The 12974-nt window shown below is 72.2% G+C and carries 12 protein-coding genes; 4 read left to right on the forward strand and 8 right to left on the reverse strand.

Annotated elements, in window-relative coordinates:
• The first annotated feature begins 215 nt into the window (after positions 1-215).
• Positions 216-1409, forward strand: coding sequence for an erythromycin esterase family protein (locus tag ACGFI7_RS36500; RefSeq protein WP_393412892.1), 1194 nt, complete (start codon positions 216-218; stop codon positions 1407-1409).
• Here ACGFI7_RS36500 and ACGFI7_RS36505 read toward each other — a convergent pair.
• Complete coding sequence (locus tag ACGFI7_RS36505; RefSeq protein WP_393412894.1) at positions 1406-2704, reverse strand: MFS transporter; 1299 nt, start codon at positions 2702-2704, stop codon at positions 1406-1408. The genes ACGFI7_RS36500 and ACGFI7_RS36505 overlap by 4 nt on opposite strands.
• 125 nt (positions 2705-2829) lie before the next feature.
• Entirely contained in the window at positions 2830-4023 is a 1194-nt protein-coding gene (locus tag ACGFI7_RS36510; protein WP_393412896.1) for an ROK family protein, read from the reverse strand.
• Positions 4024-4750: 727 nt separating this feature from the next.
• Here ACGFI7_RS36510 and ACGFI7_RS36515 point away from each other — a divergent pair.
• Positions 4751-5098, forward strand: coding sequence for an Lsr2 family protein (locus ACGFI7_RS36515; protein ID WP_393412898.1), 348 nt, complete (start codon positions 4751-4753; stop codon positions 5096-5098).
• A 420-nt stretch (positions 5099-5518) separates the two neighbouring features.
• On the opposite strand, the gene ACGFI7_RS36520 is transcribed toward ACGFI7_RS36515, so the two are convergent.
• On the reverse strand, positions 5519-7027 hold the full coding sequence (locus ACGFI7_RS36520) for an MFS transporter (protein ID WP_393412900.1): 1509 nt from the start codon (positions 7025-7027) through the stop codon (positions 5519-5521).
• Positions 7024-7725: a hypothetical protein gene (locus tag ACGFI7_RS36525; RefSeq protein WP_393412902.1), complete on the reverse strand. Its 702-nt coding sequence runs from the start codon at positions 7723-7725 to the stop codon at positions 7024-7026. Before ACGFI7_RS36525 ends, ACGFI7_RS36520 begins: the two co-directional genes overlap by 4 nt.
• Before the next feature lie 134 nt (positions 7726-7859).
• Here ACGFI7_RS36525 and ACGFI7_RS36530 point away from each other — a divergent pair, with 134 nt between their 5' ends.
• Positions 7860-8540, forward strand: coding sequence for a DUF998 domain-containing protein (locus ACGFI7_RS36530; protein ID WP_393412903.1), 681 nt, complete (start codon positions 7860-7862; stop codon positions 8538-8540).
• A gap of 85 nt (positions 8541-8625) precedes the next feature.
• Here the strand turns inward: ACGFI7_RS36530 and ACGFI7_RS36535 are convergent, their stop codons facing one another.
• Genes ACGFI7_RS36535 through ACGFI7_RS36545 form a run of 3 tightly spaced genes read right to left on the reverse strand, consistent with a single transcriptional unit; the run spans position 8626 to position 10039 of the window.
• Positions 8626-9288 carry a class I SAM-dependent methyltransferase gene (locus tag ACGFI7_RS36535; RefSeq protein WP_393412905.1) on the reverse strand — a complete coding sequence of 221 codons (663 nt, stop codon included), beginning with the start codon at positions 9286-9288 and terminating at the stop codon, positions 8626-8628.
• 45 nt (positions 9289-9333) lie between these two features.
• Positions 9334-9555 (reverse strand): cell division protein CrgA, encoded by a 222-nt coding sequence (locus tag ACGFI7_RS36540; protein WP_393412907.1) that lies wholly within the window; start codon positions 9553-9555, stop codon positions 9334-9336.
• A 52-nt stretch (positions 9556-9607) separates the two neighbouring features.
• Positions 9608-10039, reverse strand: a complete 432-nt coding sequence (locus tag ACGFI7_RS36545) for a rhodanese-like domain-containing protein (protein ID WP_393412909.1) — start codon at positions 10037-10039, stop codon at positions 9608-9610.
• Positions 10040-10132: 93 nt separating this feature from the next.
• On the opposite strand from ACGFI7_RS36545, the gene ACGFI7_RS36550 reads away from it, so the two are divergent.
• Positions 10133-10594 carry an Lrp/AsnC family transcriptional regulator gene (locus ACGFI7_RS36550; protein ID WP_393412911.1) on the forward strand — a complete coding sequence of 154 codons (462 nt, stop codon included), beginning with the start codon at positions 10133-10135 and terminating at the stop codon, positions 10592-10594.
• Between the two features lie 3 nt (positions 10595-10597).
• On the opposite strand, the gene ACGFI7_RS36555 is transcribed toward ACGFI7_RS36550, so the two are convergent.
• The gene (locus ACGFI7_RS36555) at positions 10598-12961 is read right to left on the reverse strand and encodes a SpoIIE family protein phosphatase (RefSeq protein ID WP_393412913.1); all 2364 of its coding nucleotides are present in this window, start codon (positions 12959-12961) and stop codon (positions 10598-10600) included.
• Positions 12962-12974 lie beyond the last annotated feature (13 nt).

The following is a 12974-nucleotide window of genomic DNA, read 5'->3' on the forward strand; positions in this document are numbered from 1 at the left end:
CGGTCAAGCGCGCACCCGGACGGCCCCCGCCCGGCACGCTGAGGACGTGCGGCGGGTCGGCGGCGGGCCTTGAAAGTTTCACCGTCGGGCCACCTGGCGACGACCCCGCCTGGTCAACCGGTATGCGTAGGCCGCTGCTTTGAGGGTTTCGCCCGTGTCTCCGCCGGGAGATCGGCCCAGGTTTCAACCGGACCTTCAACGATACCGTCGAAGGCATGACAACTGGCATCAAGGACGCCACCCACCCCTACGACGCGGCCGCCGTCATGAGACTGCTGCCCACCCGGCCCCGGCTGCTCGCCCTGGGCGAGCCGACGCACGGCGAGGACCTCCTGCTCGACCTCCGGAACGAGCTCTTCCGGCAGCTCGTCGAACAGGAGGGCTACCGGTCGATCGCGATCGAGAGCGACTGCCTGAGCGGCCTGGTCGTGGACGACTACGTCACCTCGGGCACGGGCAGCCTCGACGAGGTGATGGAGCGCGGCTTCAGCCACGGGCTCGGCTCGTCCGCGGCCAACCGCGAGCTCGTCCGGTGGATGCGCGCGTACAACGACGGCCGGCCCGCGTCCGAGCAGGTGCGGTTCGCCGGGTGTGACGGCCCGCTGGAGATCACCGGTCCCGAGAGCCCCCGGGCTGTCCTCGTCGCGCTCCACCGCTATCTCGCCGCCCACGTCGGCGCGGGCCTGCTCCCCTGCTCGGAGGAGACGCTCGACCGCCTGCTCGGCCCCGACGACCGGTGGACCGAACCCGCCGCGATGATGGACCCCTCCCGATCCGCCGGGCAGTCGGCGGCGGCCAGGGAGCTGCGGGTGCTCGCCGACGACCTGGTGGCGCTGCTCGACGCGGAGATGCCGCACCTGATCGCGGCGTCCTCGCGGGAGAGCTGGGACCGGGCGCGCCTGTACGGGCGCACCGCCACCGGCCTGCTGCGCTACCACTTCTGGATGGCCGACCCGTCGCCGGCCCGGATGTCACGGCTGTGCGCGGTACGGGACTCGATGATGGCCGCCAACCTGCTCGCCGTCGCCGAGCGGGGCCCGGCGCTGGTCCACGCCCACAACTCCCATCTCCAGCGGAGCAAGAGCTCGATGCGGATGGGCGACCTGCGGCCGGAGTGGTGGAGCGCCGGCGCGCTGGCGGCCGCCCACCTGGGTGAGGAGTACGCCTTCCTGTCCACCGCCCTCGGCACCATCCGGCACCAGGGCGTGGACGCGCCGCCCTCCGAAACCCTCGAAGGGCTCCTGTACGCGCTGCCGGACGACCGTTACCTCGTCGACGCCCGCCAGGTGGCGGCCGCGCGGCCCGTTCCCCGCGTGTCCTCCTGGTTCGGGTACGCCCCGCTGGACCCGGCCCACCTGACGGAGATCGACGGGATCGTCTTCGTCAAGGACATGCCGTCCCGTACCTAGACGGCGGTGCGGTTGACCAGGACCCGGGCGAGGACGACCGTGACCAGGCCGGCCACGACGACCGAGAGCAGCCCCGCGCGCAGGCTGACGAGGTCGGCGACCAGCCCGACGAGGAGCGGGGAGAGCAGGAACCCGCCGCGCAGCAGCCAGCTGACCACGGTCAGGCCGGTCCCGGCGGGCAGCCCCGGCAGTTCGTCGGCGGTGTGCATGGTGGCCGGGACGAGCGTCGCGAAGCCGAGCCCGGCCAGCGCGAACCCGGCCAGCGCGGTCCCGATCGACGGCACGGCGAGCGCGGCCCCCATGCCGACGGCGGCCAGCACTCCCCCGGCGCGCGCCACCGTACGCCGGCCGAAGCGGTCCACCACGCGGTCGCCGGTGAGCCGGCCCGCGGTCATGGCGATCTGGAAGACGACCACGGCCAGGCCGGCGGTCGCGGCGTCGGCCCGCAGGCCGCTGAGGTAGAGGGCGCCCCAGGACGCGCCGGCGTCCTCGACCAGCGCGCCGCACGCGGCCAGCCCGCCGAGCGCGGCCAGCATCCGCACGGCCGCCCAGGTGAACGAACGACGGCGAGCACCGGCGGCCGGACCCGTCGGGTTGTCGTGAGCGGCGGGCGGGTCCGGTGTCCGGTTGTCTTGACCGGCGGGCGGGGGCGGCCGATGGTCAGCCGGTGTCGCGGCGTCCCGAGGCCCGGCGGGGCGTTCGGCGTCCTCCGGGCCCGGCAGCAGGAACCGGTAGGCGACCAGGGCGACGGCCGCGAACAACGCCGCCGAGATGCTCAGGTGGATCTCCAGGGGCAGGTGGAGACCGGCCGCCGCCGCGCCCATGAGACCGCCCAGCACCGCGCCGACACTCCAGACGCCGTGCAGCGAGTTGAGGATCGAACGCCGGTAGAGCCGCTGGACCCGCAGGCCGTGGGCGTTCTGCGCGACGTCGACGATCGCGTCGAGCGCGCCCACGACGAACAGCGCGCCGCCGAACGCGACCCAGTTCGGGGCGAAGGGGATGCCCAGCGTCGCGGCGGTGGTCAACACGATCCCGAACGCCGCCACGCGCGCGGAGCCCCACCGCCGGACGGCCACGCCCGCGAGGAGCCCGGCCAGCAGCGCGCCGAGCGGGAACGCGGCGAGCGCGGCGCCGAAGATCGCGTTGCCCACGCCCAGGTCCGCCTTGATCTGCGGGTAGCGCGGGACGACGTTGAAGAAGACGGCCCCGTTGGTGAGGAACAACGCCGCGACGGCGACGCGGGCCAGGCGTGCCCGGCGGACAGGCGGAGTCTGTGGCGCTGCGGTGGACATCTCTCTTCCGATCAGGTCAGCGCGAGGACCGCACGCTCGCGGCGAGCCGAGCAGGTCGTGCGAGCGTCGGGGTCAGCCTCCAGGCGTACGAACGTACCCATGGTAGGGACACCCGTACGCGACGATCACGACGCCGTACGGGCGAGCACGCCCAGCGGGTCGGCCAGCAGATCGGAGAAGCCGAGTTCGGCGGCGCCGACGAGAGTGGCGTCGTCCCCGAGGGCCGAGACGCGCAGCCGCACCCGCTCCCGGGCGACGGGCAGCACGTTGGCCGCTATCCGGGCGCGTACCTGGGCCGCTGCGCCCGGATACATCTCGCGCAGCGTGCCCCCGAAGATCACCATGCCGGGGTTGAAGAGGTTGCACAGGTTGGCGACCCCGATGCCGAGCCAGTCACCGATGTGTTCGAGCGCCGCCTGAGCCACCGGATCGCCGCGATCGGCGTCGTCCACCACGGCCCGCACGGCGTCACGGCCGAACGACTCCGCCGGCCGCCCGGCGGCGTCGAGCAGCGCCCGCTCGCCGACCTCCGCCTCCAGGCAACCGTGCGAGCCGCACCCGCAGGCACGCCCGTCGTACGGGTTCACCACCATGTGGCCGAGCTCGCAGCCGTACCCGCTGTCGCCGTCCAGCAGCTTGCCGCCGACGATGATGCCGCCGCCCACCCCGACGTCGCCGTGCAGGTAGATGAGGTTCCGTAAGCCCGTGCCCGCGCCACGCCGCTGCTCGGCGAGCGCGCCCAGGTGCGCCTCGTTGCCGACCGACACCGGCAGGCCGATCCCCAGCCGGCGGCCCAGCTCGGCGCCGAACGCCTGGTCCACCCAGCCCATGTCGGGGCCGAAGCGCACCATGCCGTCGCCGGGGCGGATCATCCCGCAGTACGACGCGCCGACGCCGACGCACACCGAGTCCCGCGGCGCCGTCCGGTACAGCTGGCGGCCGAACCGGGCGAGCACCTCCACCACGCGGTCGAGGTCGGCCCCGGCACGCGGACGGACGGCCTCCCTGCGCTCCACGACACCGCCGCCCAGCGCCACCCGGGCCGCGACCAGCCGGTCCACCGCGACGTCGAACGCCAGGACGTACACCCGGCCCGACTCGGGCCGGACCACGAGCGACGGCCGCCCCGCCCGGCCGGTCCCCGGCGGAAGCTCCTCACGGACCAGCCCCGCCCCGGCCAGCTCCGCGATCAGCGCCATGATCGTGCTCCGGTTCAGCCGCATCCGCTCGGTGAGCACCGTGCGGGATACGGACCCGCCCAGATGTACGTGACGGAGCAGGGTGCCGACGTTGTGCCGGCGGATCTCCTCCTGGCCCAACCTGACCTCCGGAATCGTCTGCGTCGCGGAGACCTTATGCGATGAAGCCCCACCGCACCGGACGATCTGGGGTCATTCCTGCGGCCCGGCATTCCATGGCCGCGGCGAGGCATTCCCAAGCCGCGGCCCGGCATCGCCATAGGAACGGCCCGGGCGAGCCGTGGGGAACGATCCAACCGGGCTGGGAAGCGTCGCCCTTCACGAGGGCGGGCTCGTCTATGTGCGGCCCCGGCGGGAAAACTCTCTGAATTCGAGTTCGATAGCGCCGACCCGGCCGCCCCGGTCCACCGGCGGCCTCCCCGGCCATAACCATCGCCCGGGCCTATGCGGGACCGCACCCCTAGAACCGGCCGAATCCACCGCCCACCGGGACCGTGCTTTTCTCATTACGGCAGGTAATTGCCACGACGAGGCGCGCCACCGTACCGGAAACACACGTCACGCCGATGGGCGGGTATCACCAGGTGAGACGGGTGAGGCCAGGAACCCGCGGACTCGGGCCGCCTTGCCGCGCGCCCCTTCCCGAAGACATCACGGGTCATGAAACGGGCCGGTTCTCCCGTAGGTGCGTCAGTACGGTCGAGCATGGTTGAATGCGCCTGCGGATGACTTCGTGTTCGCCACGAGTTGGCCTGCTTCGTTTCGCAGACGTCATACTCGCGGAGGACATCTCCTCTACTGAAGACCGCTACAGTAGACCGTAGACCTATGACTATGGAGCTGCACCATGGCAAAGCAGATTCGCGAGATTTTCATTGACGACCTCGACGGAACCCCGATGGACTCGGAGAACATCGTCAAGTTCGGCCTCGACGGCGTCTCCTATGAGATCGATCTGAGAGAGAAGAACGAAGAAGCCTTGCGCAAGGCTCTGTCGCCCTTCATCACCAAGGCCCGGCCGGTCAAGAGCGAGCGGACCGGGCGTGGCCGCCGCGGTTCCGGCGTCAGCGCCCGCGCCCTGAGCCGGGAGAAGTCCGCCGAGATCCGGCAGTGGGCCAGGACCCAGGGCCTGCCGGTGAGTGAGCGCGGCCGCATCGCCTCCTCCGTGGTGGAGAAGTACGAGGCCGCCCACTAGGGAGCCTTTTCACAAGATTTCCAACATCGCCCGAGAAGCGGTCCGCCTGCCGGCGTTCTCGGGCGATTCTCATAAGCAAGCCCACCCGGCGAACAACGCCTACGGCCCAGTCGGAACAGCCCCGATCGAGCGCGCCTGATCCGGTGGCACCGCCAGGCAGCACGCCGGTCCCGGTCGGCACATTCCTGGCCGAGCCTGCCCGGCTGACCGCTATCTGGCAAGCGCTGGCCCAACGGCCCTGCCAGGCGCCACCCCGCCAGCGCGGCGGGGCGAACACGCCCACCTCAGCAGGAGACTACGAGGCGTGCGCGCCGCCCCGGTGGACGTCGAGCATGCTGGTCCGGTGGGCCATGACGGGCCAAGGCCGTAGGGCGCCATGACGCCGACCGGCCATCACATGACCCGACATCACCCGACCGGTCAGCGGTCAGCCTCGGTGGGAGCGTTTCGGAGGGTGAGGTGGGCCAGGAAGGCGAGGCCGAGGAACACCGCTGCGGCGACCCAGCCCACGAGGTGCACGGCGTGGGTGAAGGCTTCCCGTGCGGCCTGGGCCAGCGCCTGCCCGGCGGTTTCCGGCAGGGTGGCGGCCTCGGCGAGGGCGCTTTCGAGTCCGGCCAGCGCGCTCGGGGACCCGCCGGATAGGTGGGTGCGGTACGCCAGGGTGGCGAGGCTGCCGAGGACCGCGACGCCGACCGCCACGCCCAGCTCGCCGCTCGTCTCGGAGATGGACGCCGCGGAGCCGGCCCGTTCCTCGGGGGCGGCGGCGAGCAGCGCGTTGGCGCCGAGGGCCATCGGCGCGGCCACCCCGAACGCCGCCAGCCCCATCCCGATCAGCAGCGGGGTGAATCCCCCGGTCTCGGTCTGGGCGACCAGGACGAATCCGACGGCGCCCACGACCAGACCGGCCGCCATCACCACCGCGGGAGCCAGCGCCCTGGCCAGGATCGGGGCCGCGACGAAGCCGAGGATCATGGCGATGTTCTGCGGGATGAGCCAGAGCCCCGCTTCGAGAGGCGACAGCTGGGCCACCGATTGCAGGTAGATCGCGGCGACCAGCGAGGTGCCCGACATGACGATGCCGCCGAGGCCGGTCAGCGCCAGCGCGCCGCTGAACACCGGGTTCCTGAACAGGTGGAGGTCGACGAGCGGCCGGGTGAGCCGCCGCTGCCGCCGGAGGAAGACGTAGCCGGCCAGCAGTCCAGCGAGCACGGCGAGGATGGGAGTCGGCGTCCACCCGGCCCTGGCGAGCTCCTTGACGCCCCAGGCGAGCGGCAGGATGGCCAGCAGGGACAGGCCCACACTCGGCAGGTCGATCATGCCCTGTCCGTCGTCACCGGACTCGGGCAGCAGCCACGGCCCCACCACGAGCAGGAGCGCCATCACCGGCACGCCGATGAGGAACACCGAGCCCCAGCCGAAGCCGTCGATGAGGGTGCCGCCGATGACCGGCCCGGCGAGCATGCCGAGCATGAAGCAGCCGAACCAGACGCCGATCGCCGCCGGCATCGCCCCGGTGTCGGCGAAGATCGTACGGATCGTGGCGAGTGTCGTCGGCATCAGCGTCGCGCCCGCGACGCCCATCAGCGCCCGGCCGGCGATCAGCATCTCGGGGCTGACGGAGAAGGCGGCGATCGTGGAGGCGGCGCCGAAGGCGGCGGCGCCGATCATCATGAGTTTGCGGCGGCCGATCCGGTCGCCGAGCGAGCCCATCGTGATGAGGAACCCGGCGAGCAGGAACGAGTAGATGTCCAGGATCCACAGTTGCTGGGTCGCGGTCGCGCCGAGTTCGCGGGTCATGGTCGGCAGGCCGAGGTAGAGCACGCTCACGTCGATCGACAGCAGCAGCGCGGGCAGGGCGAGGACGAGGAGGCCGAGCCAGTCCTTCCCGGTGGGCGCGCGCCGGGCCGTCACCTGGGGTTCGGTCGTCATGGTGCGGCCACCGCGCCGTAGAGGTCGCGCAGCCAGCCGGACCAGGACTGCGCCGAGTCCTGCTCCGAGCGGGCCTGGACGCCGTACTCGTACCCGCCGAGGGCCACCGGGGAGCCGAAGTGGTTGCGGCCGAAGACCCGGTAGAGCGCGTCCTCGGTGCGTACGCCGATGAAGGCGTCGTCGTGGAAGTCGAGCACGCCGGACTTGGCGGCGGCGCCGGGCACCGGCAGGGTGATCTCGGCGCCCACGGGCGTGTCCGCGGCGATACCCCAGGCGGCGCGGACCCTGTCGAGGGCGTCGGCGGTGATCGACGACTCCGGCGCGAGCGCCTCGAACCGGCGGTGGCCGCGGCCGCGGAAGTATCTGAGGTACTGGCCGAGCGTGTGCATGTAGAGCTCGGTGTGGCGGCGCGCGCCCTCGTACTCGTTCTCCCAGTCGTCGACGAAGATCCCGCTGTGCACGTAGCGGATGTACGAGCCGGTCGGGGAGGGCGCGATGTCGAACTCGATCTGGTTGTACCAGTCGCCGATCTCCGCCCGCACCACGCTCCGCCGGGGCGGCTCCCAGAGCAGGACCGTGCTCCGGGACAGGTCCATCGGGATCGACCAGGCGGCGGAGTCGCGCGTGACCGCGTCCCAGACGTCCTGCGGTTCGGCGGGCAGGTCGCTCTCCCGCTCGATCCGGAAGTCCTTGCTCATGAGGTGAACTCCGTTCTCATGGCGGACAGTCTGCACCGGATGATTCATCTTGTCCAGACAACGATCGTCTCCTTGACAAACTGATTTGTCGGTGATTCCATGATCTCGTACCACCCACTCGAAGGGATTCCTCCATGACCCGCCCCCGGCTCGCCCTCGCCCTCGGCCCTCTCGCGGCCGCCCTGTTCATCGCCGTCGCCACGTTCGAGGCGTTCACCCGGCCGGCCTTCGACCTGACCAGGCACGCGATCAGCATGCTCAGCCTCGGTGACCGCGGCTGGGTGATGGCGGCCGACTTCGTCGTCTCCGGGATCCTGGTCATCGCGCTGGCCACCGGGTTGCGCGGGGCGCGGGCCGGCCGCCCGGGCGCGGTCGCCGGTCCCGTCCTCACCGCGGTCTTCGGCGTCGGCCTGATCCTGGCCGGGATCTTCCCTGCCCCCGCCGGCCTCGGATTCCCGGCGGGCACCCCTCAGGACCTGCAGCCGGTGATGACCACCACCGCGATCATGCACTCCGTCGCCTTCAACATCGCGTTCACCTCCCTGATCGCCGCCACCTTCGTGTACGGGCGCGCGTACGGTCGTGACCGTGCCCGCGCCTGGCAGATCGCCTCAATCGCCGTCGGCGTGGCCCTGCCGGTGCTCATCGTCGCGGGCATGGCGGTGCTGATCCCGACGGGCGTCGCGTTCTACGCGGCGGCGGTCCTGGCCTGGCTGTGGCTCGCGGCGGTCGCGCTGGAGCACGCGAAGCGGGTCCCGCCCGCCGGGCAGGCCGGCGCGGAAGCCCGCGAAGCGGCCTCCGCCCTCCGGGTGTGACGCCGCGGACCGCTCTCAGGCATGACGCCCCCGGGGTCCGACCATGCTCCCCCGGCGTCAAGGCCGGCTGACCAGTCTCCCCTGGTCAGCCGGCTTCCTTGTGTCCCGAGCCCCAGAAGAACGGCCCAGAGGTCGGGCGGACGGCGACGCGCCAGCCCAGCCGCGCCAGCCGCCGTTCGAGGTCCGCGGGCTCGTACGGAACCTTGACGATCCGGTACGCGGTCCCGTCCATGGACCGGCGGCGGATGGTCGTGGACCGTTCGCCCTCGATGAGCTCGTCGGCGGTGCGGTACGCGTCGTCGGCGAAGAACACCCGCCCACCGGGTTTCAGGCAGTCGGCCACGAGCTCCCAGAAGGCCGCGAAGCGGTCATGCGGGACGTGCGACAGCCAGAACCCGAAGAAGACGACGTCGTAGCGGCGGTCCGGCCGCCACCGGAACAGGTCGGCCCGCACGAACCGCACCCGCTCGGCGCCCACCCGGGCCGAGGCGAGGGCGATCATCTCCGGTGACGCGTCCACGGCCGTGACGTCGGCGGCGTGGCCGAGCAGCTGGGCGGTCCACCGGCCGGGGCCGCAGGCGAGTTCGAGCACGCTGCCGGTCGGGCGGAACGCGTCGAGCGCGGCGGTCAGCTCGTCGGCTCCGGGGAAGGGCAGGGCGAGGTGCCCGTACTCCTCCGCGATCGCCCGGTAGTAGCCGACCTGCTCCTGCAGCAGGCCGTCGGGGCCCTCGGCGTCCGTCCGGTTCATTCCCCCACTGTCACCCAGGCTCCACGGCACCGGCAAGCGGCCAGGTCAGCGGCGGCGCGCCGCCATGACGGCGGTCACCACGAAGACCACCAGGAAGACCCAGCCCAGCCCGAAGAGGAACATCCCCACGAGGAGGTTCCAGTTCTGCAGCCCGGACAGGACGGGCAGGGTGGGGTCGAGGTAGAACAGCACGATCCACGCGATGCCGGCGAACCAGCAGACGACCATCGCCACGGCGGGCCAGCGCGGGGTGCGGAGAGGTGCCATGAGGACTCCCGGAGGGCGGGTTCCGTATCCTACCTCGGCCCACGATCATGAGTCAGCAGGCGCAGCCGATGGCGTCGGCGGGGGCGGTGAGCGGGTCCAGGGCGCGCACGACGCGGCCGTGGTCGTTCTCGACCGGGTAACCCTCGCGGGCCCAGTACTCGAAGCCGCCGATCATCTCCTTCACCTGGTAACCGAGCTTGGCGAACTCCAGCGCGGCCCGGGTGGCTCCGTTGCAGCCCGGCCCCCAGCAGTAGGTGACGACCGGCATGTCGGCGGGGATCTCCAGGGGCGCGCGCAGGGCGATCTCCGCGGTCGGCAGGTGCGTCGCGCCCACGATCCGGCCCTGCGCCCAGGCGGCGTCTCCTCGGGAGTCGACGAGGACGAACCGCGCGCCGTCCTCCTGGTCGGCGTGCACGTCGGAGGCGTCTGTCTCGAACTGAAGTCTGGCGGCGAAGTGGGCCGCCGCGGAAAGCGAAAGCGTCATGCGAAGACGATACTGACGGCGGTGAGCCGATTTGAAGAGCCGATCAACGGCATCATTCGCCAAAGGGTGTTATCCTGTGGCAATATCCGGGCAATGACCTTCAATATCCCTGTCGAGATCGACAAGGTCGACACGGCCATCCTGGACGCCCTCCAGTCGAACGGCAGGCAGAGCGTGGCGGACGTGGCGCGCGGCGTCAACATGAGCCACAGCGCCACGGCCGAGCGCATCCGGCGGCTCGAACAGTCCGGCGTGATCACCGGCTACCGGGCCCACGTCGACCCCGAGCGGCTCGGGTTCACGATCATGGCCTTCCTGCGGCTGCGCTACCCCAGCAGTACGTACGGGCCGCTGCACAAACTGCTCGCCGAGCTCCCCGAGGTGATCGAGGCCCACCACGTCACCGGCGACGACTGCTTCATCCTGAAGGTCGTCGCCACCGACATGCGCCACCTCGAACAGGTCAGCGGCCGGGTCGGCACGCTGGGCGGCGTCACCACCAGCGTCGTCTACTCGTCCCCGCTGCCGCCGAGGCCCCTCATGCCTCCCGCCTGACGGTCAGCGCAGCTCGATGCCGATGAGACAGGTGTCGTCGTCGGTGTCGGAATGGCTGTGGGTCAGCAGGTGGTCCAGGCGGTGTTCCAGGCTCTCGGCCGGTCGGCCCGCCATGCGCAGCAACTGCCCCTGGGAGTGGTCCAGGGTCCGGTCGCGGCGCTCGATCAGGCCGTCGGTGTACATGAGGAGCACGTCGCCCGGGGCGAGCTCGATGCGCCCCTCCTCGTAGGAGGCGTCCGCCAGGGCGCCCAGCAGCACTCCCCCGACCGCGTCCGGCTCCGCCACCTCGCCCCGCCTGATCAGGATCGGCGGCAGGTGCCCGGCCCTGGCCCAGCGCAGCACCCGGGTCCCCGGGTCGTACAGGCCGAGGATCGCGGTGGCCGTCACCCGGTTCGTCAGGTAGTGGGCGACCAGGTTGAGCCAGGTCAGGAGCTGCCCCGGCCCGGCCCCGGTGGCGGCCAGCCCGCGCAGCGCGTTGCGCAGCACGACCATGCCGGTGGCGGCCTCGATCCCGTGACCGGCCACGTCGCCCACCGACAGCAGGACCTCCCCGTTCGGCAGCATGACGGCGTCGTACCAGTCGCCGCCGACCAGGTGCTCCTTCTCCGCGGGCCGGTAGCGGACGGCGATGTCGAGGTCGGGGACCTCCAGCGTCCCCTGGGTGGGCGGCATGATCGCCTGCTGGAGCTGGAGAGCCAGCCGGTTGCGCTCGGCCGCCTGCTGCTCGCTCTGGACGAGCTGGTCGCGGGTCGCGGCCAGCGCCACCTCGGTCCAGTGCTGGGAGGAGATGTCCTGGTACGCGCCGCGGATCGTGAGCAGCCGGCCGTCGGGGCCGAGATCCGGCTCGGCCACGACCCGGATGTGCCGGGCGATCCCGTCGGAGCGCCGCAGGCGGAAGGCCGTCGAGGCGGGCCTGCGGTGGTGCAGCACCGTGCGCAGGAACCGGCCGATGGCCACGGCGTCGTCCGGGTGGGCGTGCTCGGCGAGCCGTTCCAGGGGGATGGGCCGTTCGCCGTCCTCGAGCCCGTACAGGTCGTGCAGCTGGCTGTTCCAGACGATCTGCCCGGTGACCGCGCTCTCCTCGAACCCGCCGATGCGGCCCAGCCGCTGCGCGTGCTGGAGCAGGCTGGCGAGCTGGGCGGCCTCGTTGCGCAGCCGCCAGATGAGCAGCACGCTGTCGCGATGGCGGGTGATGCCCACCATGGCGACGCTGGTCAGCGGCACCTGGTCGACCAGCGCCGTCATGGCCATCTGGTCGGCGTGGAACGGCTCGCCGGTGGCGTGCACGCGCTCGATCCGGTCCCACAGCCCGCCGTCGGCGGCCGCCAGCGGGTACGCCTCCAGCAGCAGCGAGCCGACGACCATGTGCCGCGGCCGGCCGGCCGGGTCGGCGAAGCGGGCGTTGGCGTGCTGGATGCGGAAGTCACGGAGCCTGCCCTCCCCGTCGAGGTACGGCCGGAGCAGGAGCGCGCTGTCGGGCAGGGTGTCGATCAGGTCGACGAGCTCGGAGACGGCCTGCGGACCGCAGGGCGCCGCCGGCCGGTCCGGGGTGTCGAGGGTGGCCGCGCACAGCTCCGCGAGCGCCTCGATCTGCTTGTGGATCTGCGGGGGCTGCGGCGGCAGGGCGTGCGGCCAGGCGATCTCCAGGACGGCGAAGATCTGGCCGCCGGTGCCGGACGGCACCGTGACCCGGCCGCCGGGCGTCTCCCGCTGCCCGATGGAGGGCAGCCCGGCCTCCGACAGGCTCCGCAGCCAGACGCTTCGCCGGTCGACCAGCGCGCGGCGGGCCGGCGTCTCCACTCCCGGGGGGACGTACCGCCACCGCCGGGCCTCCTCGGCCGTGAGCCCGGCGCATCCGGCCAGGGTGAGCGAGGCGTCGGAGCCGGCCTCCCAGATGGCGACCGCGGTGGCGCCGAGCGGCGTCAGCGCGTGCTCCAGCAGCGACTCGGCCACCGCCTGGACATCGCCGGCCCGCAGCGCCCCGCTCTCCGCGCTGCGCAGACGTACCGACAGGTCCGCCGTCTCCCGGTCCGGCTCCTCCGACCGCGTCGCGTCGAGGAAGGCGCGGGCGGCCTCGCTGATCCGGTCCTGCGCGGCCTGGTCGATGATGTCGGCGGCCAGCTCCAGCTGCGACGCCCCGGCCTGTTCGGCCAGGCCGGCGAGCTGCTGGGCGGCTCCGGCCACGCTGCAGTGCAGCCGCTCGATCAAGATGCCCTTGGCCACCTCGATCAGGGCTCGTCCCTCGGCGGCCCGCTGGGCCCGCCGCACTTCCTCACGCAGCCGCTCGATGGTGGCCGCCAGCCGGCCTACGCGCGTCTCCGGTACGTCCTGCGGACGGGAGACGTCGTCCGGCTCTGGGCTGTGCACTTCGCTGCTCCTT

It is taken from the genome of Nonomuraea sp. NPDC048826 (assembly GCF_043198225.1).
In the GTDB taxonomy this organism is placed as follows: Bacteria; Actinomycetota; Actinomycetes; order Streptosporangiales; family Streptosporangiaceae; genus Nonomuraea.

Excerpts from the sequence above, each read along its gene's own strand:
- ACGFI7_RS36530 (WP_393412903.1), top strand. The coding sequence starts at position 7,860 with ATGACCCGCCCCCGGCTCGCCCTCGCCCTCGGCCCTCTCGCGGCCGCC.
- ACGFI7_RS36535 (WP_393412905.1), bottom strand. The coding sequence starts at position 9,288 with ATGAACCGGACGGACGCCGAGGGCCCCGACGGCCTGCTGCAGGAGCAG.
- ACGFI7_RS36540 (WP_393412907.1), bottom strand. The coding sequence starts at position 9,555 with ATGGCACCTCTCCGCACCCCGCGCTGGCCCGCCGTGGCGATGGTCGTC.
- ACGFI7_RS36515 (WP_393412898.1), top strand. The coding sequence starts at position 4,751 with ATGGCAAAGCAGATTCGCGAGATTTTCATTGACGACCTCGACGGAACC.
- ACGFI7_RS36505 (WP_393412894.1), bottom strand. The coding sequence starts at position 2,704 with ATGTCCACCGCAGCGCCACAGACTCCGCCTGTCCGCCGGGCACGCCTG.
- ACGFI7_RS36520 (WP_393412900.1), bottom strand. The coding sequence starts at position 7,027 with ATGACGACCGAACCCCAGGTGACGGCCCGGCGCGCGCCCACCGGGAAG.
- ACGFI7_RS36545 (WP_393412909.1), bottom strand. The coding sequence starts at position 10,039 with ATGACGCTTTCGCTTTCCGCGGCGGCCCACTTCGCCGCCAGACTTCAG.
- ACGFI7_RS36500 (WP_393412892.1), top strand. The coding sequence starts at position 216 with ATGACAACTGGCATCAAGGACGCCACCCACCCCTACGACGCGGCCGCC.
- ACGFI7_RS36525 (WP_393412902.1), bottom strand. The coding sequence starts at position 7,725 with ATGAGCAAGGACTTCCGGATCGAGCGGGAGAGCGACCTGCCCGCCGAA.
- ACGFI7_RS36550 (WP_393412911.1), top strand. The coding sequence starts at position 10,133 with ATGACCTTCAATATCCCTGTCGAGATCGACAAGGTCGACACGGCCATC.